The 25563-nt window shown below is 50.1% G+C and carries 23 protein-coding genes and 1 other annotated feature; of the genes, 15 read left to right on the top strand and 8 right to left on the bottom strand.

Annotated elements, in window-relative coordinates; genetic code table 11:
• Position 1: 1 nt before the first annotated feature.
• Genes BLR06_RS15190 through BLR06_RS15205 form a run of 4 tightly spaced genes read right to left on the bottom strand, consistent with a single transcriptional unit; the run spans position 2 to position 3517 of the window.
• The gene (locus BLR06_RS15190) at positions 2-718 is read right to left on the bottom strand and encodes an amino acid ABC transporter permease (protein ID WP_092074449.1); all 717 of its coding nucleotides are present in this window, start codon (positions 716-718) and stop codon (positions 2-4) included.
• Positions 715-1926 carry a M20 metallopeptidase family protein gene (locus BLR06_RS15195; protein WP_245698171.1) on the bottom strand — a complete coding sequence of 404 codons (1212 nt, stop codon included), beginning with the start codon at positions 1924-1926 and terminating at the stop codon, positions 715-717. The genes BLR06_RS15190 and BLR06_RS15195 overlap by 4 nt, the downstream gene beginning before the upstream one ends.
• Before the next feature lie 28 nt (positions 1927-1954).
• Positions 1955-2656, bottom strand: a complete 702-nt coding sequence (locus tag BLR06_RS15200) for an amino acid ABC transporter permease (protein WP_092074450.1) — start codon at positions 2654-2656, stop codon at positions 1955-1957.
• 18 nt (positions 2657-2674) lie between these two features.
• Positions 2675-3517, bottom strand: a complete 843-nt coding sequence (locus BLR06_RS15205) for a transporter substrate-binding domain-containing protein (protein WP_092074451.1) — start codon at positions 3515-3517, stop codon at positions 2675-2677.
• Between the two features lie 560 nt (positions 3518-4077).
• On the opposite strand from BLR06_RS15205, the gene BLR06_RS15210 reads away from it, so the two are divergent.
• Entirely contained in the window at positions 4078-4395 is a 318-nt protein-coding gene (locus BLR06_RS15210) for an antibiotic biosynthesis monooxygenase family protein (RefSeq protein ID WP_092074452.1), read from the top strand.
• Positions 4396-4418: 23 nt separating this feature from the next.
• Here the strand turns inward: BLR06_RS15210 and BLR06_RS15215 are convergent, their stop codons facing one another.
• Positions 4419-5570 carry a YkvI family membrane protein gene (locus BLR06_RS15215; RefSeq protein ID WP_092074453.1) on the bottom strand — a complete coding sequence of 384 codons (1152 nt, stop codon included), beginning with the start codon at positions 5568-5570 and terminating at the stop codon, positions 4419-4421.
• A gap of 104 nt (positions 5571-5674) precedes the next feature.
• Positions 5675-5897 (bottom strand) — a binding site (T-box leader).
• Positions 5898-6124: 227 nt separating this feature from the next.
• Here BLR06_RS15215 and BLR06_RS15220 point away from each other — a divergent pair.
• The 6 genes from BLR06_RS15220 to BLR06_RS15250 all read left to right on the top strand — a co-directional run bounded on the left by BLR06_RS15220 (position 6125) and on the right by BLR06_RS15250 (position 12051).
• On the top strand, positions 6125-6475 hold the full coding sequence (locus tag BLR06_RS15220) for a LapA family protein (RefSeq protein ID WP_092074454.1): 351 nt from the start codon (positions 6125-6127) through the stop codon (positions 6473-6475).
• Positions 6476-6740: 265 nt separating this feature from the next.
• Complete coding sequence (locus tag BLR06_RS15230; RefSeq protein ID WP_092074456.1) at positions 6741-8108, top strand: NAD(P)-dependent oxidoreductase; 1368 nt, start codon at positions 6741-6743, stop codon at positions 8106-8108.
• Positions 8109-8442: 334 nt separating this feature from the next.
• Positions 8443-9648 (top strand): MFS transporter, encoded by a 1206-nt coding sequence (locus BLR06_RS15235; RefSeq protein WP_217636912.1) that lies wholly within the window; start codon positions 8443-8445, stop codon positions 9646-9648.
• Positions 9649-9757: 109 nt separating this feature from the next.
• Positions 9758-10951, top strand: a complete 1194-nt coding sequence (locus tag BLR06_RS15240; protein ID WP_092074457.1) for a GGDEF domain-containing protein — start codon at positions 9758-9760, stop codon at positions 10949-10951.
• Positions 10952-11019: 68 nt separating this feature from the next.
• Positions 11020-11607: a cob(I)yrinic acid a,c-diamide adenosyltransferase gene (locus BLR06_RS15245; protein ID WP_092074483.1), complete on the top strand. Its 588-nt coding sequence runs from the start codon at positions 11020-11022 to the stop codon at positions 11605-11607.
• Between the two features lie 144 nt (positions 11608-11751).
• On the top strand, positions 11752-12051 hold the full coding sequence (locus BLR06_RS15250) for a putative quinol monooxygenase (RefSeq protein ID WP_092074458.1): 300 nt from the start codon (positions 11752-11754) through the stop codon (positions 12049-12051).
• Positions 12052-12133: 82 nt separating this feature from the next.
• Here BLR06_RS15250 and BLR06_RS15255 read toward each other — a convergent pair whose 3' ends face one another.
• Positions 12134-13369, bottom strand: coding sequence for a Bcr/CflA family multidrug efflux MFS transporter (locus tag BLR06_RS15255; RefSeq protein WP_092074459.1), 1236 nt, complete (start codon positions 13367-13369; stop codon positions 12134-12136).
• A gap of 210 nt (positions 13370-13579) precedes the next feature.
• Between BLR06_RS15255 and BLR06_RS15260 the strand changes: the two genes are divergently transcribed.
• Together BLR06_RS15260 and BLR06_RS15265 are read left to right on the top strand one after the other, a co-directional pair.
• The gene (locus BLR06_RS15260; protein ID WP_092074484.1) at positions 13580-15316 is read left to right on the top strand and encodes an ABC transporter ATP-binding protein; all 1737 of its coding nucleotides are present in this window, start codon (positions 13580-13582) and stop codon (positions 15314-15316) included.
• Entirely contained in the window at positions 15309-17138 is a 1830-nt protein-coding gene (locus BLR06_RS15265; RefSeq protein WP_092074460.1) for an ABC transporter ATP-binding protein, read from the top strand. The genes BLR06_RS15260 and BLR06_RS15265 overlap by 8 nt, the downstream gene beginning before the upstream one ends.
• Here BLR06_RS15265 and fumC read toward each other — a convergent pair.
• Together fumC and BLR06_RS15275 are read right to left on the bottom strand one after the other, a co-directional pair.
• The gene (gene fumC / locus BLR06_RS15270; protein WP_092074485.1) at positions 17128-18519 is read right to left on the bottom strand and encodes a class II fumarate hydratase; all 1392 of its coding nucleotides are present in this window, start codon (positions 18517-18519) and stop codon (positions 17128-17130) included. The two genes, BLR06_RS15265 and fumC, sit on opposite strands and share 11 nt — an antisense overlap.
• 82 nt (positions 18520-18601) lie before the next feature.
• On the bottom strand, positions 18602-19285 hold the full coding sequence (locus BLR06_RS15275) for a Crp/Fnr family transcriptional regulator (protein ID WP_092074461.1): 684 nt from the start codon (positions 19283-19285) through the stop codon (positions 18602-18604).
• A 151-nt stretch (positions 19286-19436) separates the two neighbouring features.
• Here BLR06_RS15275 and BLR06_RS15280 point away from each other — a divergent pair, with 151 nt between their 5' ends.
• The 6 genes from BLR06_RS15280 (at position 19437) to BLR06_RS15305 (ending at position 25510) form a co-directional block, all read left to right on the top strand.
• Positions 19437-21398 (top strand): TonB-dependent receptor plug domain-containing protein, encoded by a 1962-nt coding sequence (locus tag BLR06_RS15280; RefSeq protein ID WP_092074462.1) that lies wholly within the window; start codon positions 19437-19439, stop codon positions 21396-21398.
• A gap of 67 nt (positions 21399-21465) precedes the next feature.
• Positions 21466-21972 carry a hypothetical protein gene (locus BLR06_RS15285; RefSeq protein ID WP_092074463.1) on the top strand — a complete coding sequence of 169 codons (507 nt, stop codon included), beginning with the start codon at positions 21466-21468 and terminating at the stop codon, positions 21970-21972.
• Positions 21930-23039, top strand: coding sequence for a [Fe-Fe] hydrogenase large subunit C-terminal domain-containing protein (locus BLR06_RS15290; RefSeq protein WP_092074464.1), 1110 nt, complete (start codon positions 21930-21932; stop codon positions 23037-23039). Before BLR06_RS15285 ends, BLR06_RS15290 begins: the two co-directional genes overlap by 43 nt.
• Entirely contained in the window at positions 23039-23590 is a 552-nt protein-coding gene (locus BLR06_RS15295; RefSeq protein ID WP_092074465.1) for a hypothetical protein, read from the top strand. Before BLR06_RS15290 ends, BLR06_RS15295 begins: the two co-directional genes overlap by 1 nt.
• Positions 23591-23987: 397 nt before the next feature.
• Positions 23988-24686 (top strand): DUF421 domain-containing protein, encoded by a 699-nt coding sequence (locus BLR06_RS15300; RefSeq protein ID WP_092074466.1) that lies wholly within the window; start codon positions 23988-23990, stop codon positions 24684-24686.
• A gap of 224 nt (positions 24687-24910) precedes the next feature.
• Positions 24911-25510, top strand: a complete 600-nt coding sequence (locus BLR06_RS15305; RefSeq protein WP_092074467.1) for a nitroreductase family protein — start codon at positions 24911-24913, stop codon at positions 25508-25510.
• The last annotated feature ends 53 nt before the right edge of the window (positions 25511-25563 follow it).

A 25563-nucleotide genomic window follows, 5' to 3' on the forward strand; every position in this document is an offset into this window, starting at 1 on the left:
TTTATAGACTGGCTTCTTTTTTGAACAGGGACAGTTTTTGTTCGGCAACCGAAAAGAGCTTTTCAAACAGGATGCTGACGGCCCAATACATCATCGCCACAACCAGGTAAGTTTCTAAATAGCGGTAGTGTTCGGCGCTGGCAATTTTCGCTGCGCCTAACAGCTCAATTACCGTTATAGTAAAAACAATGGACGTGCTTTTGATCAGGCCCAGAAACTGGTTGGCCAGCAGCGGTACGGCAAATACCGCCGCCTGCCGGAAGATAATGCGGTAAAATCCCTGCGCCCAGGTCATGCCGACAGACAAAGCAGCCTCCATTTGCCCCTTGTCAACCGACAGTATTGCGGCGCGGAATATTTCCGTTAAATAGGCGCCGGTGTGTACAGTCAGTCCAAGAATTGCAAATACCATTGGCGGTACATGCTGATAGCCTGTGTCAATGCCTGTTTTATCGGTGAAGGCCATCAGCAAAACCGGCAGGCCGAAATATACCAGGTAGAGCATGACCATAGTCGGTATTGCCCGGCCGAACAGTAAATAAAACTTGGCGAGCTGGCGGAAAAACGGAATGTTTCTTACCAGCGCCACTGCGCTGAACAGGCCGATGATGATTGCCAGAACCATGCTGGTGACGGCTAAAAATAAGGTGACCGGGATATATTCCAGTAAATAAATAAAAGTATCCCACATAAATGAGAATTCTAATAGCTTGTTCATACTGCTGCTCCCGCTTTTTGGAGATAGGCGATGGCTGCAGCCGCAGTAACGTTTACACCGGTTTTTAAGGCTTTATCGTCGGCGGTAAATTTGGGGCTGTGGGCCGGCTCTATATTTTCTGAGGGCTGCGGATTCACGCCAATGCGGAAAAAAACGGCAGGAACTTCTTTCGAAAAACGGTAAAAGTTCTCCGAACCGTTGCCGGGGAATTTGGCTGTTACAACATTAGCCGGGCCGATCATGCTCGCTGCTGCTGCGACGAATTCTTTGGTCAGGGCCGGATCGTTATAAACAGCTCCTGAGCCGAATCTAAATGATGCCGTTCCCTTAACTCCGGTAATCAATTCATGGGCATTGAGAATGCTGGTGATATGTTGATGAATTTCTTGATGAAGGTGATTGTTTTGCGTTCTAATGGTTCCCGTTAACACCAGTTCCTTGGGGATAATGTTGCAGCGGCTGCCGCCATGGATGCTGCCGACAGTAATGACTGCCGGTTCAAGGTGGTTCAGTTTCCGGCCGGGAATCGTCTGCAGCTCAATGATTATTTTTGCAGCAGCTAAAATGATGTCGTCGGTTTGATGAGGCGCTGAGGCGTGGCCGCCACGGCCGTTTAAGTGAATGGTAAATTGGCTGGAAGCCAGCATTACCTCTTCAGCTTTCACCTGAATTTGGCCGGTCTGGACATCCTCAGAAACATGGGCCGCCAGAAAAGCGGTTACTTTGGGGTTTTCCAGGACGCCAAAATCAAGTATTTCCTGGGCGCCGCCGCCGATTTCTTCGGCCGGTTGGAATACCAGCTTGACCGTACCGGCGAAGTCATCCTTCAACCGGGACAGTACATACCCCGTACCTAGCAGGTTTGCGGTATGCATATCATGGCCGCAGGCATGCATTACACCTTGGTTTTTGGAGGCGTAGTCCAGGCCTGTGGCTTCCTGGATTGGCAATGCATCCATATCTGCCCTGATTCCGATGCTGCCGCCGCCTGGCCGGTTGCCTTTGATTTCAGCGATGATTGCCGTACTGGCCGGCAGTCTCGTGTAATGTATTTTCCAGGCGGTAAGTATTTTTTCCACCAGATCGGCGGTTTGATATTCCTGGTTGCTTAACTCCGGGTTTGCATGAATTGTATGGCGGAGCACAACCAATTTATCGTATATTTTGTCGGTCAGTGCCTTTATTTTTTGATTTAAATTTTCCATCATAGCTTCACATCCGTCTAAATGTATTTATTCATAGCTGGCTGGTTTGCGCATAAGCCACTTGTCTTTTTTCGATCAGCGTTGATAGTTTGCTGATGATAAATACCAACAGAATATAAATGATGGCGACATTGATATACAGCTCCAGGCTCCGGTGGCTGTTCGCCCCCATGAGATCAGCTTTGCGCATCATATCAATTACGCCGACATTAAAGACCAGCGACGTTCCTTTTAATGTCGAAATAATGATATTGCAGATGGTGGGAATTGCGATAGTAAACGCTTGCGGCAGGACAATCCGGATATAGGCTTGAATTGCGCTCATGCCGACAGAATAGGCTGCTTCCAGCTGTCCCTTATCGACGGCTAAAATTGCGCTGCGGATGATTTCGGCAATATAGGCTCCGGCATGTAAGGAAAACACAAGAAAAACATAAAACAAGGCCGGAATATCGCGAATGGACTGATAACCAATTTTTTGCATGAGTTCCGGTAAGCCAAAGTAGGCCAGGAACAATTGCACCAGAAATGGCGTTCCCCGGATGAAGGAAATGTAGATTGCCGCAAGCTTATCCAAGACCGCCAGTTTGTTAATGCGAATAAGCGCCACCAAACTGCCGAGCGCCAGGCCGCAGACTGCGGCGACAAAGGTAATCAGCAGTGAAGTATGCACATAGGACAGAATAATAGGAAAAGTCTTAATCAGGTAACTTAAATCAAAATAACTTCCCAAGCTAAGACTCCTTTCAGTTTAGTTAGAGGAAGAAGTATAGTCTGCCCCCAGAAATTGTTCGGATAGTTTTTTCAGTGTCCCGTCGGCTTTCATTTCTTTTAAAGTGGCGTCAATTTTGTCGGCCAATTGCTGCGATTCAGCGTCTTTGCGCAAAATGAAGTAAGTGGGTACACTGGATATAATCTCACCGACATTTTTTACATCAAGCCCTAACGTTTTCTTGGCCTCGGTTACGGCAACTTCGTAGTTGGCCCCGGCGTCAGCACGGCCTGTGGCAATCAGGTTTAACGTTTCAGCCGAGCCTTTATCGGTATAGATCAAATTGATTTTCGGCTCGGCGGTTTCGTTGAATTTTTTAATTAACCGCGCTGATTCGCTTGTGGGCACCAATACCATGGTTTTGCCTTTTAAGTCATCAAGCGTGGTAATATCATTTCTGTCGCCTTTAACCGTAATTCTGGTGCGGGTGTAATTATTCACTTCTTTGGTAAAGGTGTATTTTGCGGCGCGCTCTTCATTGTGCCCCATTTGGTTGGCAATGAGATCAACCTGGTTTGATGTCAGGCTGACAAAAGCACTTTCAATGCTCATGGTTTTAAACTCAAATTTTATATCTTTGTTTCTTCTTTGAACTTCCTTTAAAATTTCAATATCAAAACCGGTCAATTGGTCTTTATCATCCATATAGGTAAATGGCTTAAAGGTTCCTCTGGTTGCTACATAATAGGTTTTGACTTGATCCCCGGTTGACGCCTGCTGGTCACTGCCGGAGCTGCAGCCGGCGGTAAGCGCCAAACCAGCGGTGAATAGCAAGACCAGGAAGAAATTTAGCAGACCCTTTTTATTTGTTAATGTTTTCATGAAGCTCATTCTCCTTTTAAATAAATGATTTACCTGAGTTAAAGACTATTCTCTGTATTGGTGAAGACCTGTTGCCCATATCCTGTTTTACCTCCCTAGTATCTTGGCAGCCCTAATTCAGTGAATACTGACGGTCTATTTTCCGCAAGCCTTCGTTGTCGTCGGTCAGCATACTCCCGGTATGCCTCTATCCTCCGCCTTGTCTTGCGAAAATAGCCTCGCCATTATTCTACCGTTTTGAGGCTGAGCAGATAGCTGTTAAAATAAAAAAGAAGGCTAATTTCTCTTTTACCAGAGAAATTAGCCTTCAGTTTTCTGATCGGCTATTGATTCCAGTTTCGGGCTAGGCGCAACACGTATAATAGATATATTATAGCTAGCTGCCATGGAAACGTCAAGATAGTAAGTCTAAAATATTGAACCATGTTTTGCAGGCTTGCCGGCCGCGGGACAGCCCTGGCATCAGCCAGGCCGGCCTGTAAATTAACAGGTGCAGCGGAGTTGCTCAAACGTATGTTCCGGGGTATAATAAGACATATATTGTGAATGGGGGACTACAAATGGTTGCAGTAATTTTCGAGGTTACGCCTTTCAAAGCAGGCAAGGCGGAGTATTTGCGCCTTGCTGCCGGGCTTAGAGAACATCTGGTGAAAATGCCCGGCTTTATTTCAGCTGAGAGGTTTCAAAGTCTGGCGCATCCTGAAAAACTACTTTCCATTTCCTTTTGGGAAAGTGAAGCGGCGGCGGAGCGGTGGCGGAAATTTGAGCCGCATTATTTTGCCCAGGACAAGGGACGGGATCAATTGTTCAAGAATTACCGGATAAGGGTGGGCGATGTCATCAGGGATGATGAACTTACCGAAGCTGCCGAGCGCTAAGCCGGGGCCGCCCGGAGTACGGCTTATACCCCGGTTTCCAGGCCCTGTTCCCGGCGCTGCTTAGCGTTTTTCCTAATCTTTATCGTGCCGATGACAATCTCCGGCAGCAATACAAAGAACAGGCCAATATAGCCGACCGAACCGTAGCCTTTAATTACAATATTGGTCAGGCCGAAAATGGAGATTCCTGTACATATTGCCAGAGTGAGGAATGAGATAACGATGCGGCGGGTGCGCAGGCTGTTAAACATCGCTTTGCCGGTTAATACCGGTTCGAACCGGGCAACTGTGGAGAATACCAGGGAAACGGCAGTGCCAAGCAAAGCGACAAACAGGATAATGCTGTACAATATTTTCAACCAGGGCAGGCCGAGCTGGGAGCTGACAAAATAAACGGGCAGGGTTTGGTCGAGAATTTCAGGACTGAAGCCTAACAGCATAATGCAAATCAAGGCCAGAAACACCCCGTTCAACAGCATACCGAACAGCATAAACATATTGCATTCTTTCGTCGTCTTAATTTGATGCGACACTGAAATAATCGGCAGTACGGTAAAAGACTGAAAGCCGACATAGATGAGCATTGTCCAGACAGCTTCCCCGAAGCTTTTGCCAAAGGTTTCCTGCGTAACCAGGACCTGCTGGAAATTGAATGCCCCGGCGTTAAGGCCCAAGGCGCATAACAAAAACAAGGTGACAATTAAAAAATAAGTTTTCAGGTTTAAAACTTTAATAATCAGCTTGCTGCCGAATATCGTCAGAATTAATAATATCATTCCGATAAGGACAATGCCGGTTCCGTAAGGGATGCCCAGTGAGCTTTTCAGCAAGGCGCCGGCGCCGGCGATCGAAGTGCTGACACCACAGGCAATCAGCATAATAAAGCCAAATTCAAATACAACGGAAAAATATTTTTCGTAAGGATGAAACAAAGCGTCTCCGTAACTTTTGTAATTATAGGTCTGAAAATCTTTGGCCAATACCAGCGCGTTGCGATGCCCCCAGCCTAGCAGTATCATGGCGATCAGCGGCAGGAAGGCTGCAAACCAGCCATATTTGACGAAATAATTAACTTCTTGGTTGCCGGTGGCAAATCCACCGCCGCAATGGGTTGCAAACCAAACTGCCGCCATAGAGAAGGCAATTCCGACAGACCCGGTTTTTTGGTAATCCATAATGCATACTCCTTTTTCCTGGTTTTAGCCAAGCGCTGACAGCCGGAATCTGAGGTAATACTGTCTCTGGTCGAAATAGCAAAGCCCCTATTGACATAAATGTCAATAGGGGCGATTGATCGCGGTACCACCCTACTTTAGGCTCAGCACTTGACTGCATTGGTCAATGTCCTTAACGCGGCTACTCGCTTTTACCTAATCAGCCGGTTCAGCTTTTCAGCAAAAGAACTCCTGGGTGAGCTTTACAAAAATATTCGCACCGGCTTGCACCATATGCCGGCTCTCTGAGGCAAAATAGTCTTTGTTTTTCCCAATCATCGTTTTTGACAAATGAACATTACGATTACCTGCTTGCAGATTCGTAATAATAGTTACATTGTTACAATAAACACCGTTTTTGTCAAGAGAAAGTTATTTCTGCCAGATCTGGTACAAGCAGCGGCCTTTATGGTAAAATTTAATTAGGCAAATAATGGCAGGAAATGTTGGCAAGAGGCTTATATGCCGCCGGAATTTGCTTAACAGATGGGGTGATTTTGATAGGAGGATTGTCAATGGCTTATTTTACTTTGGTGCTGGCTGTCGTATTTGCATTTATCATTGCATTGTTTGCCGTTCAAAACAGTATGATGGTCAATGTTACCATGCTGAAATGGAATATTGAAGCCTCGCTGGTACTGGTTATTTTGGGAGCGGCTTCACTGGGCTTTCTCCTGGCGCTGTCGCTGCAACTGTATGTGCAGGTTAGATTGCGGTTTCGGTTATATAAGGCCCAGTCGCGCATTAAGCAGTTAGAGCAGGAACTTGGTCAATTTATACAACCGGATGAAACAGACCACCAGGCCAATGCGGTAATCGAACCGGAAATACAGCCAGAGATCCCGGTCAAGACGCCGGGGCAGTAACGCCTGGCAAAGCTGTCCTGGAACCAGGAGCACTATCCTTTGAGCTGGCCGGAGCCGTGAGCCGGGAACGGTGACTGACAGATGATACCGGCCGGTATGGTCAGCCATGCCGGCCAGGGCAACAAACCTGTTCCAGGAGCAGTGTTGGTTGCTTTTTTTATTAGATTGGCAAGGCGGCCGGCAGCGGAATTTTTTAATTTCTTATTCTTGACGTTTGATTGCGCGCTGGGTATGATAATCAATAAAAATAAAGGAGGCCAGCCTCTTGCTGATTGATAAGGAAAGTAATTTCGACCACCAAGAATTAACCTTTGATGAACTGGATGAGGGTTTTACCACCCGGGAGGCGGTTGCCGAAGCCAAGCGCTGCTTAAACTGTCCTAAGCCGCTCTGTCGCAGCGGATGTCCGATAGAAAATGAAATACCGGGGTTTATTCACGCTATTTCCAAAGGCAATCTGGGTGAAGCCAGTGAAATTATTGCCCAGCGGAGTAACCTGCCGGCGGTTTGCGGCCGGGTCTGCCCGCATGAAAAGCAATGTGAGGCGGCCTGTATTCTGAATAAAAAAGGCAGCGGCATTAAAATAGGCAAACTGGAGCGTTTTGTAGCTGATTTTGATGCTGAGATGAATATTGGCACAGTACCGAAAAAAGGGACTGCCAGCGGCAAAATAGCGGTTATCGGATCAGGCCCGGCCGGGCTGACAGTGGCGGGCGATCTTGCTAAAATGGGCTTTGCCGTTACTGTTTATGAAGCGCAGGCCGAGCCCGGCGGAGTATTAATGTACGGGATACCTGAATTTCGCTTAAATAAAGAAGTCGTCCGCCGCGAAATTCGTAAAATTGAACAGTATGGCGTTGTTTTTAAAACAGGGGTGCTGGTAGGCCCTGATCTGACGATTGATCAGCTTTTTACCGAAGGATTTGATGCCATTTTTATCGGGACAGGCACAGCCTTGCACCGGACGCTGGATTTGCCGGGCAATCACCTGCCCGGGGTAGTGCAGGCGACCTATTTTCTCAGTATGGTTCAACTGGCAAACAGCGGCCGGCTTGACCATAAGGAAATACCCGTCCATCCCCGGGAAAAGGTTGTGGTAATTGGCGCGGGCAATGTGGCTATGGATGCCGCCCGTACGGCATTGCGAGTGGGCGCCGCCGATGTGACGGTTGTTTATCGCCGGGCTGAAAATGATATTACTGCGCTAAAATCCGAATATGAGGAAGCCCGGCATGAAGGCGTTAAATTCCAGGGCTTATCCAGCCCCACCGCTTTTCTGGGCGAAGGCAAGGTAACCGCTCTGGAATATGAGGTACAGGCGGTTGACAATGAGGGCAAGCTTTGCAGCTCCGGCCGGAAGGAGACCATAGCGGCCGATAAGGTGATATTGGCGGTCGGCCAGCGTCCGGCGGCCAGGATTGTATCTTCGGCTGTGGGGATTGAAATTAATCCGCAGGGTTATGTAATTACGAAAGAACGGCCTTATGGCATGACCACCCGAAAAGGCGTATTCGCCGGTGGGGATGTAGTGCATCAACCGGCGACGGTAGTGCTGGCGATGAAAGAGGCGAAAAAAGTAGCGGCAGGCATTGCCCAGTATGTTGAGGCCAAAAAATTAATCGAAGACTGCTAAATGAAGGCCAGCCTGTCCAACAAGGATGGGGAGCTTGTGGCCTCATAAAAGCTGAAGTGAATTTTTCAATTTGTTTCTCCTATTCTGTCCGGGGAAGGATTGCTTTGACTGACATTATAGGAAAACCGGGGCAGTTTTGCAAAACCCGCCCCCAGAATGTCAACGGCAGCCGGACGCCTAGCAGGAAAACGTATGGCCGCCTCTTGAACAAATTTTGCATGCGGTATAACGGTATACGACGGATTTTTGTTGACACAGGCAGGTGTGAATGCTATTTTTTATGTAAGAAAAGAGTGGCGCTAAAATATTGGCTTACCGACGATAGGAGCATAAAGTGAACGTTAAACTGAATACAGGCCGGTATTACTGGCTGTTGATGGTCAGTGCGGCCGGCATTATGATGATCACAACAGGAGTCCGGCAAACCACCGGGCTGTTTGTAGCGCCGCTGAACGATGCAACCGGGCTTGGCATTGCGTCAATCAGTTTTACACTGGCTGTGGGGCAACTGTTCTGGGGGCTGAGCCAGCCGGTATTCGGGGCAATCGCCGACAAATGGGGAACCCGCCCGGTGCTGATTGGCGGAGCACTGCTGATGGCTGCAGGTCAATTGCTGACAACTTATGCGGCGACGGAATGGGTCCTGACCACAACGCTGGGGGTTATCAGCGCCGCCGGAGCGGGAGCAGGCAGTTTTGCTATTCTGATTGGGGCTGCGGCGCAGCAGCTGCCGCCTGATCGGCGTTCCTTTGCCGGAGGCTTTATCAACGCAGGCGGATCGCTGGGACAGTTTATTTTTGCGCCGCTGACCCAGGCAATACTTACCGCTTATGGCTGGGTCAGCGCAATGCTGGCCCTTGGTGCAGCCGCCTTGCTGACCATTCCCGCTGCTTTGGCCTTGTGCGGCCGCCCGGCCATAAATCCAGCGGCTGCTGAAGGCGGCCAGAGCAATATGCGCGGTCAGGTCGCCCAGGCGTTCAAAGATCGCAGTTATCTGTTTTTGCATGCCGGTTTTTTTACCTGTGGCTTTCATATTGCGTTTCTGGTTACCCATTTGCCGGGCGAAGTTGCCTTGTGCGGCCATTCGGCGGCTATATCGGCGGGCGCAATTGGTATTATCGGCTTGTTTAATATTGCCGGCAGTTTGCTGGCCGGCGTACTGGGCAATCATTACCGAATGAAATATATTCTGGCGGTTATGTATGGCAGCCGCGCCATTATGATTGGTTTGTATTTGCTTGCCCCCAAAACGGAATTGACTTTTTATGTGTTTGCGGCTGCGCTGGGCCTTACCTGGCTGGCGACAGTGCCGCCAACCGCCGGTTTGATCGGTAAGCTGTTTGGCGCCCGGTATCTTGCAACCTTGTTTGGGCTGACGATTATGACTCACCAAATCGGCGGATTTCTGGGCGCCTGGCTGGGCGGGCTGGCAATGACTCATGCCGGGCACTATGACTGGATCTGGTATATTGACATCGTGCTGGCTGCCTTTGCCGCATTGATCAGCCTGCCGGTCCGTGAGGAAAAGAATCGCTTTTGACGGCTGAGCCGCCGTCCGGCAGCGGCAATGACAAATAACAGTGTTATTGGTATAATTGTACTGATAAGCTTGAACAACTTTTGGGCAAGAAAGGATATCAGTAAAACCGATGACAACAGTATTATCAATCCTGACTTCACTTCCTTTCGGCTTACTGTTTGCCGCAGCTGCCGCCTACTTATGTTTTTCAGTGGAGCTGTCGTCAATTGCCCGGCTATATCCTGTTTCCTATGCCATATATGCTGCGGGACTGGTGCTTAGCTGGTGGTTTAACCGCAGCCGGGTCTTTTTTATTACGCTGGTTATTGCCCTTTCTCAATATGCGCTCAGCGGTTTGCCGGGGCTCAATTTTAATGCACAGGGCAATCAGGCGGGGCTTTATTCCGTTGTCGCCGTATTGTTGCCGGTTAATATTCTCATTTTTTCTTTATTTAAGGAACGGGGGATTTTTAACGCCTGGGGCTTAACCCGTTTCAGCATTGTCGCTGTGCAGGTTGTTTATCTTGCCCTGGCCTTTATCACCAACGACAGCTCCTTGCTTGGTTTCTTTACCCAGCCATTGCCGGAGGATATTTCCGCAAATACGGCATTGCCCGATACTGCGGCGGCAGCCTACGGAATAACGCTGCTGGTGCTTGTTAAACAGCGATTGAACCGGAATGTTCCTTTACATAATGCCTTTATCGCCATACTGGTTACTACCTTCGCTGCTCTGAGCCTTAGACCTGAGCCGCCGGGCACTGTCCTGTTTTTTAGCGCTGCCGGGATTATTCTGCTTGTGGCTGTCATTCAAGACTCTTATTCAATGGCTTATCTGGACGAATTGACAGGGCTGCCGGCCCGCCGGGCCTTAAAAGAGGAACTGCTGAAGCTGCGGGGCGAGTATACCATCGCCATGGTGGATATTGATTTTTTTAAAAAATTTAATGATACCTATGGTCATGATACGGGGGATGATGTGCTGCGGCTGGTGGCTGACGTTCTGGAGAAAGTGGGCGGGGGCGGGAAAGCCTTCCGGTATGGCGGAGAGGAATTTACCGTTGTGTTTCCCCGCGCCAAAGTTGCCGAAGCGCTGCCGCACCTGGAAGACTTGCGGGCGGCGGTGGAGAAAACGCCCTATGCCTATCGCGGCAAAAAATCGGCGAAAACCAAAAAAGCAGTCTTGAAGAAATTGTTTGTGACAATCAGCATTGGGGTAGCCGGACGCAATGAGAAGCGCCGGCAGCCTGGCGAGGTCATCAAAGCGGCGGATACCGCCTTGTACCGCGCCAAGAAAAAGGGGCGGAATTGTGTCAGTAAGTAACGGGTGAATGGTCTAAGGTGTGTGGTATAGTGATGGAAAGCGAAAATCTTCTGCAGGAGGAAACAAACATGCTGCGTAAGGGATATATCCAGGTATACACTGGAGCTGGCAAAGGAAAAACCACGGCAGCCATCGGCCTGGCAATCCGGGCTCTGGGGGCCGGGCTGCGCGTACTTTTGCTACAGTTTATGAAAAGCAAGGTTTACAGCGAGCATAACCTTTTGCCGCATATTTCCCCAAATCTGACTTGGGAAACACTGGGTAAACCATTTTTTATCGCCCATGAAGGGGCAATGACGGCCGAGGAACTAGCCAAGTGGGGGGATGACGTGGTTGTTTTTCCGCCGGGAAAGCCGCCCCGCGAGTATCTGGCGGTCGTTCAGAGCGGCATTGAACGGGCCAAGACAGCGGTAAGCGGAGGCCAGTATGACCTGGTGATACTAGATGAAATTAATGTGGCCATGCTGTTTGAACTGGTCACCTGGCAGCAAATGCAGGAAATCCTTACACTCAGGCGACCGGAGGTCGAACTGGTTTTGACCGGGCGGGGCGCACCGCAGGAACTGATTGACCAGGCTGATCTGGTGACTGAGATGAAAGAAATCAAGCACTATTATCAACAAGGGGTGGAAGCCAGAACGGGTATTGAAAATTAACCCGTCCGGGTGAAGCAGTTGCACCATTTGCGGCAATCTCCTTATTGCCGAACGCCGGCGGGGCGGTCATGAGCAGGCTGCAGGCAAGCTTTGGCGCCCGGCCAAACCGGGCAAAAAATAAAATAAACCGGGAGGTTTTCAGTAATGGTTGTTTTAGTAGCGACAATGAAAGCAAAACAAGGCCGGGAAGCTGAACTTGAAACGGTTTTAAAGTCAATGATACCAATGGTTGAGCAGGAGTCGGGCACCGTACAGTATTGCCTGCACCGTTCGCAGGAGGAGCCGGGCAAATTTTTATTTTACGAAAAATATACGGACAAAGCAGCCTTGGACTTTCATAGTACCACCCCGTATCTGCGGGACTTGTTCAAAAAGCTGGCACCGTTGCTGGCTGAAAAGTCAGCCATTGATTTATACGAAGAGGTTGCAAGCATAAAAAGATAGCTAAACAGCAGGGGCCAGCGGCTGCAGCCGCCTGGCCCCTGCTGTTTAGCTATCTAGCCGGAATTCCCGCCGGGAAGCAGCGTTAATTGCTTTTTCCGGATTTGGCGACAAGGCTCCAATAGCAGAACACCGCCGCCGTTTCGGCAACCGCAATCGTCACAGCCATAGGCAGGGCGGTATGGCTGCCGGCTATGCCGACAAACGGCGCCATAACGCCGCCCAAGACGAATGATAACAGGCCGATCAGCGCTGAGGCGCTGCCGGCCGCCCTGGCCTGATCCTGCATAGCCAGAGAAAAGCTGCTGGTGCCGATAATACCAACACTGGCTACCGTAAAGAAGAGCGGAATCAGAAGCGTATACAGGCCGCCGCCGAGCAAGGTCGTGACAAGCAAGACCAGGCTGGAGAAGAAGGCCAGCGTCAGGCCGCTGATGAGCAGTTTCCCTTCCCGGATACGGCCGGCCAGCCGCCCGGTCATTTGGCTGGCAATGATGATGCCAATGCTGTTGATGGCAAACAGCAGGCTGAACATCTGCGGCGAAACGTTAAACATGTTCTGCAAAACAAACGGCGAGCCTGAGATATAGGCAAACATAGCCGCGATTGAAAAGCCCTGGACCAAGGCATAACCCATAAATTTACGGTTATGGATTAAGTCGCGGAACCCATGCAGCGTATTGTCGAGACCGCCTTTGGAGCGGAGGCTTAACGGCAGTGTTTCCCGGAAGCCCCATAATACAACAGCGGCCATTATTACGCCTAACCCGGTCAGGATGACAAAGATGCCCCGCCAGGAAGTGAACTGCAAGACCTGGCCGCCCAGAACAGGAGCAATGACCGGGGCAACGCCGTTGACCAGCATTAACAAGGAAAAGAAGCGGGTCAGCTCCGGACCGGAATAAAGATCGCGTACGGCGGCGCGGGAGATAACAACCCCGGCTGAGCCGGCCAGGCCCTGAATAAATCTCATGACAATAAACAGCTCAATGGTGGGCGCTACGACACAGAGCAGCGAGGACAGAACATAAAAGGCGAGACCAGCCATTAAAGGCCCTTTTCTGCCCAGCACATCGCTGACCGGCCCTACAAAGATTTGCCCCAGGGCAATGCCAAGCAAACAGGCGGTCAGGCTGAGCTGAGCCAGTGAAGTGGTCGAATGTAAATCACGAACCAGATGGGGCAGCGCCGGCAAGTACATATCAATTGACAGCGGGCCAAAGGCGGCCAGCGTCCCTAAAACAAAAGCCATCCAGAGAACCTGCCGGCGGGAAGGCTGCTCAACAGCAGCGGCTGCAGTTGTTTGATGATCATAGCTCATAGCAATAACAGTCCTTATTTAGTAGTTATGTAGTGTTACAGTTGCCATTTTGACAATAAAATAATCATAACATTACAATTCTTATCCGTAAAGGAGTCCGGCGTTTTTCTTTTACCGGTTGTTTTGTCTTTTACCGGTGAGCATGGTAATATATCTATTGATTATAAGTACGGAACTATCGGGTTACACGACCGGGAACGGGGACGGAAGATGCAATTTTTATATAAATACAGCAAGAAATATGGTAAACAATTCTGGACTGCGGTATTTTTTGTGACGATGGAGGCTTTCTGCGATCTTTTACAGCCGACCATTATGGCCAGGGTTATAGATGTCGGCGTAGCGGGGCGGCGGATGGATACGGTGTTTGAAATGGGCGGTTTGATGCTGCTCGTTACGGCGGCCGGGGCTGTTGCCGCCGCCGGACGCAATATTATTTCCAGCCAGGTATCGCAAAGGATTGGCGCAGAGCTAAGAAGCGATCTTTACCAGACCATTCAGGGTATGCCGTTCAGCGTACTGGACAAGCTGGATAAAGCGTCGCTCGTCACCCGGCTTACCAACGATGTCACGCAGGTTCAGGCCTTTGTCAACAGCCTGATGAGAATTTCATTAAAAGCGCCGCTGTTATGTATTGGCGGGCTTATTATGGCGGTTAGTTTAAACGCCAGGCTGGCAGTAGTGCTGGCTGTCATTGTGCCGGTCATTATCCTGCTGATTGGCATGAATATGAAAATTGGCTTTCCGTTGTTTTTCAGGGTGCAGACAGCGCTTGACCAGGTCAATGGCGTTATGCGGGAGTATTTGTCCGGGGTCAGAGTAGTGAAGGCATTTAACCGGTTTGCCGATGAACAGAAGAAGTTTGCTCAGGCCAATGACCGCCTGCAAGCCGATACGGTCACTGCCATGCGGGTGATGGCAGTCTTTGGGCCGGGCGTCATCCTCACGCTGAACCTGGGCGTTATTGCGGTGCTGTGGCTGGGCGGCCTGGGTGTCGGCAGCGGGCAGATCCAAGTGGGGCAAGTGGTTGCTTTCATCAATTATATGATGCAAATCCTGTATTCACTCATGATCATCTCACTGGTATTTAATTTGTTTGTGCGGGCCAGGGCCTCAGCCGACCGGATTGGCGAAGTGCTGCTGCGGGACGGCGGACCGGCGGAGGCGGTCAGGGCGGCAGCAGCTGGACTGGCCTCAGGCGGTCAGGTGGAGTTTTATGATGTCGGCTTCAGTTATGAAAAAGACGGTGAGCCGGTTTTAAGGAATATTGATTTAAGCTGCAAATCTGGTGAAATGATGGGCATTGTTGGCTCAACCGGCGCAGGTAAAAGCACTCTGGTTAAGCTTATTCCCCGTTTTTATGACCCTGATTCGGGCAGCGTCAAAATCAACGGGCAGGATATCAAAACAGTTGCGCCGCAGCACTTGCGGGATAAAATTGCCATTGTGCCGCAAAACACCGTATTATTTACCGGAACGGTTTTGGATAATATCCGGTGGGGTAAAAAAACAGCCGATTTTGCCGAAATTACGGCAGCAGCCCAAATCGCTGAGGCGCATGGCTTTATTATGGAGCTTGCCGATGGCTATCAGACCAGACTGGGGCAAAATGGCGTTAATTTATCAGGCGGCCAAAAACAGCGTATTGCCATTGCCCGGGCCTTACTGCGAATACCGGAAATTCTCGTGCTGGATGATTGTACCAGTGCGGTTGATGCGGCGACTGAAGCCAAAATTAAACAGTCCATCCGGCAATATGCCGACGGCTGCACCCGGATCATCATCGCTCAGCGGATTACCGCCGTAATGGACGCTGATATCATCGCGGTGCTGGATAAGGGCCGGATTGTGGGCCGGGGGACACATTCTGAACTGCTGGCCGCCTGTTCAATATACCGGGAACTATGGGAGTCTCAACTGGGCATGGAGGTGAAGCGGCATGGCTAATCAGCCGATGACCGGCGGCAGGCTTAGCCGCCGGGGCAAAAAAACGGGCAGCAAGGCCAAAAGTTTTACCGGGACACTGCGGCGGCTGTGGCGCTACCTGGCGGCTGAAAAAAACTGTCTGGCCATCATTTCATTGCTGGTATGCGTTGATATTCTGCTGACTTTACTCGGCCCCTATCTAATCGGCGTTTACGTTGACGCGATTGCAGTAGACAGCGGCGCAATTGATTTTGACCTGCTCAAGCTGCTGCTGGTTATTCTTGGCGGGGCGTATGTTGGCGAAAGCGTCCTGGCCTTTGTCAAGAACTGGCTGATGGCCGGGGTGTCACAGCGGGTGGTCGGGGAACTCAGACGAAGTCTATTTGGAAAACTGCAAAAATTGCCGGTCGCTTTTTTTGACCGTCATCCCCACGGCGAATTGATGAGCAGGCTGGCGAATGATATTGATCAGGTGAGCGGCACGATAGCGCAGTCTTCGGTTCAACTTATCAGCGGCTTTATTGCAATTACCGGCTCTTTCATTATGATGCTGGTTTTGAGCCCCCTGCTGACCTTAGCCAGCCTGATTACCGTACCGCTCGTACTGCTGCTTAGCAGAACCATTGCCCGCAAAACGGCAGTGTTGTTTAAAGAACAGCAGGTTCAACTGGGCCGGCTGAATTCACAGGTCGAGGAAACGGTTTCCGGGATTGAAGTAATCCGGGCCTTTAATTATGAACAACAGGCAATCGATGAGTTCAAGACGATCAATCAGGAGCTGACGGCGGTGGGTACCAAGGCCCAGATCTGGTCCGGCTTTATGATGCCGTTAATGAACGTAATCAACAATATCGGTTTTGCCGCCATTGCCATTGCCGGCGGGGCGCTGGCTGTGCAGGAGGTCGTTACGGTCGGAATTATTGCCAGCTTTATCAGTTACTCGCGGCAATTTGTCCGGCCCTTAAATGATCTGGGCAATATTTATAATATTTTGCAGTCCGGCGTCGCCGGTGCGGAACGGGTATTCGAGATCCTGGACGAACAAGAAGAACTACCTGATCAGCGCGGAGCAAAACTGCTGGCGCAGCCCCGGGGTCAGGTAGCATTTGAAAATGTCAGCTTCGGTTATCAGGAAGGCCTGCCGATTCTGCACAATATTCATTTTAGTGTGAAGGCAGGCAGCGTTACGGCGCTGGTCGGGCCTACCGGAGCAGGCAAGACTACCATCATTAATCTGCTGACCCGCTTTTATGACGTCAATTCCGGCCGTATTCTTATTGATGGCGGCGATATCCGGGAGTATAGCCGGGACAGCCTGCGTAAATGCTTCGGCATAGTGCTTCAGGATACGTATCTGTTTTCCGGTACGATCAGGGATAATATCAAATATGGCAGGCCGGAGGCCGCTGACGAAGAGGTTAAAGCGGCAGCCCTTCAGGCCAATGCCCATTATTTTATCGAACGGCTGCCCCGGCAGTATGACACAATACTGACCGAAAACGGCGGCAATCTCAGTCATGGAGAGAAACAGCTGCTGGCTCTCGCCCGCGTTATTCTGACCAATCCGGCCATTCTCATTCTGGATGAGGCTACGAGCAGTATTGATACAAGAACCGAGTTCTATATCCAGGATGCGCTGCGGCGGATGATGGCCGGCCGGACTTCATTCGTCATTGCCCACCGGCTGAATACCATCCGTCACGCCGACGTTATTCTGGTTATTAGCCGCGGCACCATTGTCGAACAGGGCCGGCATGAGGAACTGCTGGCGCAGCGGGGTGCATATTATCGGCTGCAGCAACCTCTGACCGAGCAGTTTCAGGACCAGGCGGCTATTCGTTAGCCTTGATCAGGCGGGCCGGGTTCATGTAGTGGTCGTAATCAGCTTCACTTACATAGCCGGTAGCCAGAGCGGCCGCTTTTAGGGTGATGCCGTCAGCGGCCGCTTTTTTTGCTATTTCCGCCGCTTTATCATAACCGATCAGGGGCACCAGCCCGGTAATTAAGATCAGCGACTGGTGCAGGTTAAATTCAATTTTCGGCAGGTTGGGCCGGATGCCGGCGGCGCAATTGGCGTTAAAGGAATTCATGCCGTCACTGAGCAGCCGGACGGTTTGCACCAGGTTGTAGGCAATTACCGGCATAAAGACGTTAAGCTGGAAATTTCCCTGACTGGCGGCAAACGAGATTGTGGCGTCATTGCCGAAGACCTGCGTAACAATCATGGTGAGCGCCTCAGCCTGCGTGGGATTAACTTTGGACGGCATAATGGAGCTGCCCGGCTCATTGGCCGGAATGGTAATTTCACCAATGCCGCAGCGCGGCCCGCTGGCCAGCCAGCGTACATCATTGGCAATTTTCATCAAATCGGCGGCCAGCGCCTTCAGCATGCCATGGACAACGACAAGCTCATCCTTACTGGTCAGGGCATGAAACTTATTCGGTGAGGTTTCAAACTGTTCACCGGTCAGCCGGCTGATTTCAGCGGCTATTTTTACGGCAAACTCTGGGTGCGAATTGATCCCTGTACCCACAGCGGTACCGCCCATCGCCAGAGAGCGCAGAAAATTAATTCCGGTCGTCAGCATCGCGCGGTTTCGTTCCAGCATGCCCGACCAGCCGGAGATTTCCTGCCCCAGCGTCAGGGGAGTGGCGTCCATCAGATGGGTCCGTCCGATTTTAACAATATCCTGAAACTCGGCGGCTTTGCTCCGGAGTGTTTCCAGCAGCGCGGTCAAGGCCGGGAACAACTGGCTGTGCAGGAGGGTAAGCCCCAGAACATGCAATCCGGTAGGGAAAATGTCGTTAGAGCTTTGGGAACGGTTGACATGGTCATTGGGATGGACCTTCAGCGGCTGACCGGCGGCCGTTAATATTTGTTCGGCCCGGTGGGCGATCACCTCATTAATGTTCATGTTGAATTGGGTGCCGCTGCCTGTTTGCCAAACCGACAACGGGAAATTCCCGGCCAGCTTTCCCTCCAGCAGTTCGGCGCACGCCGACCGGATGGCGTCGGCCCGGGCGGCGTCCAATAAGCCCAGCTCCTGATTAACGGTGGCGGCGGCCTGTTTGAGTATACCGAATACCGCTACCATTTCCAACGGCATTTTTTCAGTGCCGATCCGGAAGTTCTCCCAACTGCGCTGGGTTTGGGCGCCCCATAGTTTATCGGCCGGAACTTTTACCTCGCCCAGAGAGTCTTTCTCAATTCGATATTCTGCCATTTCCATCATCCCTTCCTTATTGAATCATGCTTTAGCGTAGCCGGAGTTCAAGCAGCGTAGCCAGCAGCATGTTGATGCTTATCTAACCATTGAGCATTCTTTCCAGGTGGTCTCTGTTCACAATGGTGATGGTTCGTTTATTTATTCTAATGATGTCGGACCTGCATAAGTTTTTTAGTTCCCGGCACAGCGAGGGCCGCGGTACATTAAGATGCTCGGCCCAGGTTTTTTTAGAGTAGGGGAGTTCGATCACCTGCGCCGCCGGATGGGCTTTTATACAATACAATAAGGAAAAAGCAATTTTACTTTGGATAGAGCAATAGGATAATAATTCTATTTTGGTATTCAGCATGACCAGTTTGTCGGACATAAGCTGCAGCAGGTTGGTCAGAAGGCTGGGATTGCGGCCCAGAACCCGGAGCATGCACTGCCGGGGCAGCAGTAAAATATCGGTTGTTTCCCGTGCGGACACCTGGCAGGGATAAGTTGGCATGGATGAAAAGACAGTACCCTCAGCAATGATTTCGCCTTTTTCTTTATAGATCAGATTAATCAGCCGGCCGGACTGGAATATTTTCTGAACCTCTACACTGCCGGTGAGAATAATGCCGACATGCGTGATTTGTTGATCCATCCGAAAAATCAGTTGGTTTTTTTTATAGCGGCTTATGCTGTATCCTGTACCGGCTAAAAACTCCCTGATTTGCAGGTTGGAGTAATTTTTAAATAGCGGACAGTGTGCGATAATGTCAGGAACATCAGCCATTTTTTATCACCAGCTTGTCAAAAATAATGTAACATGGGCTACGGAACTTACAGGTTAATTTTATTATAATAGTACACACATGTAAATGATAAAGAATTTCATTATCGGCAATTCTGCTGATCAGCATGTCAAAAAGCCGGGGAGGATGAGGATGAAGAAGAAAACGATACTGGCGTTTCTGCCGCTGCTGCTTAGTATTCCGGGTGTTCAGGCGCAGGAAAGTCTGGATGAGGCATTTTTGCTGCCCGAGGTAGTCGTAACCGCTACCAGAACCAGCAGGGAGGTGAAGGCTGTTCCCGCTGCCGTCGAGGTTATTGACAAGGCCGATATTGAGGCCCGGGGAGCGCATACGTTAAAAGACATCATTGGAATGGCCGCCGGCGTCAGTGTGATGCGGTCCGGCGGTAAAAACGCAGTTTCCATTCGCGGTTTTGACTCCCGGTTTTCAATGATTTTAATTGACGGCAGGCGAATTGCCTCGGAAATTGATCAGAATTATGAACTGGAGCGCATTGGCCTGGACAATGTAGAGCGTATTGAGATTGTGCGCGGGCCTGTTAATTCGCTTTATGGCACTGACGCTCTCGGCGGGGTGGTCAACATTATTACCAAAAGCCCGGTCAAGCAGGCTTTTTCCCTGCGGCTTGATCACGGGGCGTACAGCGGCAATGAGGGGGCCAGGGACAATTATCATTTCAGCTATGACTCGGGGCGGATAGGCCGGTACGGCGTTACTGTTTCGGGGGCCCAATTAAACAATGACAAAGCGTTAAAGGACGATGGGACGACGTATGCCCCTTTTGGCAAACGCAATTATTTCAATACCAGAGTCGATTATCACGTCAGTGAAAATGAAGCCTTTACCTTTACAGCTGCTTACATGAGTGAGGATACCCGGGAGCAGGTGGTTAAGGAAACTCCGGCCGGCAAAATCAAGACCGGTGTCCATGATGACAATGAGCGGACGGAATATGCCTTGAGCTACAGCAGGCGGCAGGACGATACCGAGGTGTTCTGGCGGGCATATCTATCGGATTATGTTAAACATGTCGATGTGCACAATCTTGCCAACCGCAATTTTATGAACTTTGGTAAATCGCACCGCACCATTCCCGGTTTTGAAGGACGGCTGAGCAAGGCCTATGGGGACAATCATCTGCTCACCTTTGGCGGTGAATACCGGCCGGAAAAATTCCGTGGTACAGGCGTAAGGACCGGCAAGGGCATTTATACCGAAACCTATCGTGACCCGGTTTCCGGTGAAATAAAAACTTTGCCAGGCTCAAAAGTTGATATTAATTACTCCGCTCTGTATCTTCAGGATGAATGGCAGACATCTCCCAAACTGCTGATGGTTACCTCGCTGCGTTATGATGACAGCAATAAATTTGACAGTAATCTGAGTCCCAAGCTGGGACTTACTTATCAGGCGGCCGATGACCTGCGGCTTAAGCTTAATATCAGCAAGGGCTTTCGCAGTCCCACCCCGAATCAGTTATATATCAACTCGCAGGTTGTCCGCAACGGGAAAGCCATGACTTTAATCGGAAATCCCCGGCTGGATTCGGAGGATTCCAATTCTTATGAGCTCTCGCTGGAGCGGGACTGGGGACCGGCGACCGGTAAGCTTACCTATTTTACCAATAAGGTCAGCAACATGATCGCCGAGGACATGGTAGATAACACGACCATACAATATAAAAACATTGCCAAAGCCACCATTCAGGGAGTAGAAGCCGAAGTTGTATATCCGCTGTCGCCCAAAATGTTCTGGACGGCCAGCTATACTTATTTGGATGCGGTAAATGACACGGATGACAGCCGGCTGTTTAACCGCGCCCGCCATAAGATTGCTTCCCGCTTGACTTATGTAAAACAGTCAGGCGGCTTACGGGCTAATTTATGGTCTGAGACCTACAGCAATTATCTGTATGAAGTTTCAGCCGGTGCGGGCAGGAATAAGTCTTATACGCTGTGGAACTTAAATTTGGAAAAGGCAATCGGCGATACCGGAACGATTGTTGTGGGAATTGACAATCTATTAAATAAACGGGATGACGATTTGGCAATCCAAGGCGCTTATATCCATACCGGCTACAAAGTTCAATTGTAGCTTAGCCGCCGCTTGGCGGCAGTACTTTGGGCCAGGCGTACCTTATCTAAGACGGAGGCATAACAAGATGTATCATCGACTGACCAGAGCCGCTCTGTTGCTGGCGCTGATGGTTGTGCTGCAGTCAATCAGGCTGCTTGTACCTGTCCCGCCCTTTGTTTCGATGTTTGTTATCGGCAGCGCGGTAAATGCTTGCCTGCTGCTGGCAGTGGAGAAAACCGGCTGGCGTTTTGCGCTGGTATTGGCTGTAACTGCGCCGGCAGTTGCCGCTTTGCAGCAATTTTTACCCAGCCCGCTGTTTATTTTTCCGGTGGCTGCCGCGAATATCATCTATGTCACCGGCTACCGGGCATTGTTAAAGACCAATCGCTGGCTGGCGGTTGGTGTTGCTGCAGCCTTAAAAATGCTGGGCATGTATACGGCAATTTCAATTGTGCTGGAAGTGGCGGAGCTATCGGATAAGCTGGCTGCCGGTCTGAAAATGATGCTTGGTTACCCTCAGTTGATCACCGGAACAGTTGGAGGAGTATTATGCTATGTGATAGTGAACAGACTGGCGGGAGCCAGGCAGTAGCAGGAAGTAAGGGGCGCCGGGGAATGCTGGCTTCGCCGTCCGAATGCCTGGATTGCCGGTCCTGTCTGCGGGATTGCCCTTTGCCTAAAGCAATAGCTGCAGGCGCGGCAGGAAAAACCGCTCCGGCGCCAGGGTGCATTGATTGCGGCGTTTGCCTGCGAAATTGCCCGCAGCAGGCCATTGACTACCGGGATGATCTTGAATTGTTTCTGGCCGATTTAGCCAGGGGGACGCCCGTATCCTTATTGGTGGCCCCGGCAGTGCGGCGTCACTTCAGTGATTACCGCCAGGTGTTTGGTTTTTTGCACTCGCTGGGGGTGAAAAAGTTTTATAATGTATTGTTGCGCGCCGATATTACCATCTGGGCCTATGTCCGGATTTTGGGCGGCGCGTACGGCAAGCCTTTTATCTCCTCGCCTTGTGCGGCGGTAACGAATTATATTCTGAACTATGCGCCTGCTTTGCGGCCTCATTTGATGCCGGTGTATAGTCCACTGGTGTGCAGTGCGGTTTTTTTGCAAAAATACCGACAGCTTGAGGATGAACTGGCCTTTTTATCGCCTTGTATTGCCAAACGGGCCGAAATAAGGCAAAGCGGCGGCAAGGTCCGGTATAGCGTCACAATCGGCAAGCTGAAGCAATATTTGACCGAGCGGGCAATCGATTTGAGCCGCTACGAAGCTGTGGATTTTGCTGACGGCAGTGAAGGGCAGGGGGTGACGCTGGGAACAGGACAGAGCGTGTGTTCAAGTCTGAAAAAACACCTTCCGGACAGAAGGTTTAGGAAAATAAGCGGCAATGAGCTGGTGTACCGCTATTTGACGGAATATGAGGCTGCCCTTAGGGCCGGCGGGTCACTGCCCGATTTGCTGGAAGTGTATAATTGTGCTGCCGGCTGCGACAGCGGAACAGGTACCGGCGGACTTTCACCCGGGCCGCCGCCTGCAAGGCTTGAGAATAACGGCTGGCAGCAGGAGGTTGCAGCTGCTTTTCATTATTTTAACAATACCTTGGATTTAGCGGACTTTGTTTGGCCGGAAATCGCAAAAGACAGGAGGGGGATGTAGTGCATGCTGCGCTTAGCATTAAAGACGGCAATGATTTGCTGACCATAACTTATGAGGATATGGTTAAGTATCACGGACGGCAATTTATTGGCGGTGTGGCTTTGGCTTATAAGCTGCTGGAACTGGCTTTCCGGGTGTTAACGCCTGGCGAGCCTCCGGTGCGCGACCGGATTTCCGTAATCCTGGCCGTATATGGGCCGGGCATTATTGATGGCATTGAAATGGCTACCAGAGCCCTGACCAGGGGTGCGTTAACCATAAAACCGCAGCTGGCTGCTGCTCAGCCGGCGCCTGACGCGGCCGACGGTCAGGGGGGCCGGTATTATTTTGAAATTGCTTATGGTGATGATAAGCTGATGATTAACCTCAAATCGGGTTTATTGCCGGACGAATTTATCCGTCTTGCTTATAAGACGCATGACGGGACAATAAGCGAAGCAGAGCAGTTGCGCTTACAGGAGCTTAAAGAAGCTATTGCGCAATTCCTGCTAAGGCAAAAGGCGGAAGATCTGTTTGACTATCGCCGGGAAGGCTTGCTGGGTTCATCCTGAATACCGACGCTATGTGATAAATCACATAGCGTCTTTTGCTGCCCTCCGGGCTTGATAAACCGGTGCGATCCCCAGCTATTTCCGCCGCTGTCTTTTGGCTGATTGCCTGGCAGCGAGAAACCGGGTGGTCTTCGCTGCATTTTTTAGGTTTTTATAGCTGCTTTTAGGAGAAATTTTACCCATATCATCACCCCACGGTAAAAGTATTTCCCGGAAATATTTGCTTAATGCCGCTTTATGTGAAAAACTGCTGAATTTAGTCTGGGAAAGCCCGATATCTTTGTAAAAAATTGACTGGATGGCTGACGCATTTTTATATTACTAAGACGAACATTGTATGGTTTCTGCCTGTTTGGCGGATAATAGGGGATAAACGCGAAAAAATACGAGGTTCAAGATGGAGATAATCAATGACCTGGTCAAAATTCTTGGCCGAATTGTTACTATTTTGCCGTTAATGCTGCTAGTGGCGCTGTTTATGGGGCGCAGAGCGGTCGGTGAACTGCCGGTATTTGACTTTTTACTGATTCTGAGTCTGGGGGCGGTGGTCGGCGCGGATATTGCCGAACCGGACATAAACCATTTTTACACGGCTTTTGCCATTGTGGCTATCGGCTTATTGCAGCGGCTGGTATCGGAACTGACAATACGCAATCATAAGTTCAAAAAATGGACAACGTTTGCTCCGGTTGTCGTCATTAAGGACGGCCGGTTTGTCGTGACGAATTTGCAGAAAATAAAATATTCAGTTGATAATGTACTGGAATTGCTGCGGATTGACGGGGTATTTAGCATTGAGGAAGTGGAAGTGGCGATAGTGGAAGGGAACGGGCGGCTGTCAGTTTACAAAAAACCGGCGGCGGCGCCCGCTCAGGCTGCCAGTAGTCTTGCCTACCCGGTCATTATTGAAGGACAGATCTATACTGTGGTTTTAGCAGAGCTTAATTTAAATGAAGGCTGGTTGAAGCAGCAATTGCTTGACCGGGGCATTGGGCAAATCAGCGAGGTGTTTTTTGCTACGGTTGATCAATCCGGTTTGCTGCATGTTTCCACAAAGGATGAGCTTAAGCGAATTACCGCCTGTTCCTTTGTATGAGAGCGGTGGAAAGCCGCGCCATTGATTCATCCCCTTTTGGACGCTGGCAATACAGCTTTGCCGGCGGTTCTGATGAGCTGTTTTGTGAATCGACAAGGACGGAGACAGCAAGGCAGGTTCAAGGTAAATTAAGAATATCTATTGACAAATTATGGGATAGAGATTATTCTGTAAGTAATGATATTGATTATCGAAATATAAGACAAGGACTAGGAGGATGCTTTATGGAAAAAACTTTTTTTGCAGCGGTTAAAAACAGAAGATCTTTTTATGGAATTGCCAAAGAGGCTGTCGTTGCAGACGAACGCATTCAACAGGTGATTGAGGATGCAGTCAAGTACACGCCGTCGGCTTTTAATTCCCAGAGTGCCCGGGTTATTGTTTTATTGGGCGAACAGCATGACAAGTTATGGTCAATTACCAAGGAGGAGCTGCAAAAGGTAGTCCCGGCCGCGGCATTTGCTCCCACCGAGGAAAAAATAAATTCGTTTAAAAATGGTTATGGCTCAATCTTGTTTTTTGAAGATATAGCGGTTGTCGAAAATTTGCAAAATCAATTTCCAATTTATAAGGATAATTTTCCGATATGGTCCAATCATTCTTCCGGAATGCTCCAACACGTAGTGTGGACTGCGTTGGAACTCGAAGGGTTTGGCGCGTCGCTGCAGCACTATAATCCGCTCATTGACGATGCCGTAAAGAAAGCCTGGGATGTTCCGCCGAAATGGAAATTAATTGCTCAGATGCCTTTCGGCAAGCCAACTGCCGCACCTGGGCCGAAGGAATTTCAGCCACTGGAAGACCGAATCAAAATTTATAAATAAGCGCACAGCCGCTTTAAGATTAAACCCCAAGCCCCGGGAGTCCGGGGCTTTTG

The organism is Dendrosporobacter quercicolus (genome assembly GCF_900104455.1).
GTDB lineage: Bacteria > Bacillota > Negativicutes > DSM-1736 > Dendrosporobacteraceae > Dendrosporobacter > Dendrosporobacter quercicolus.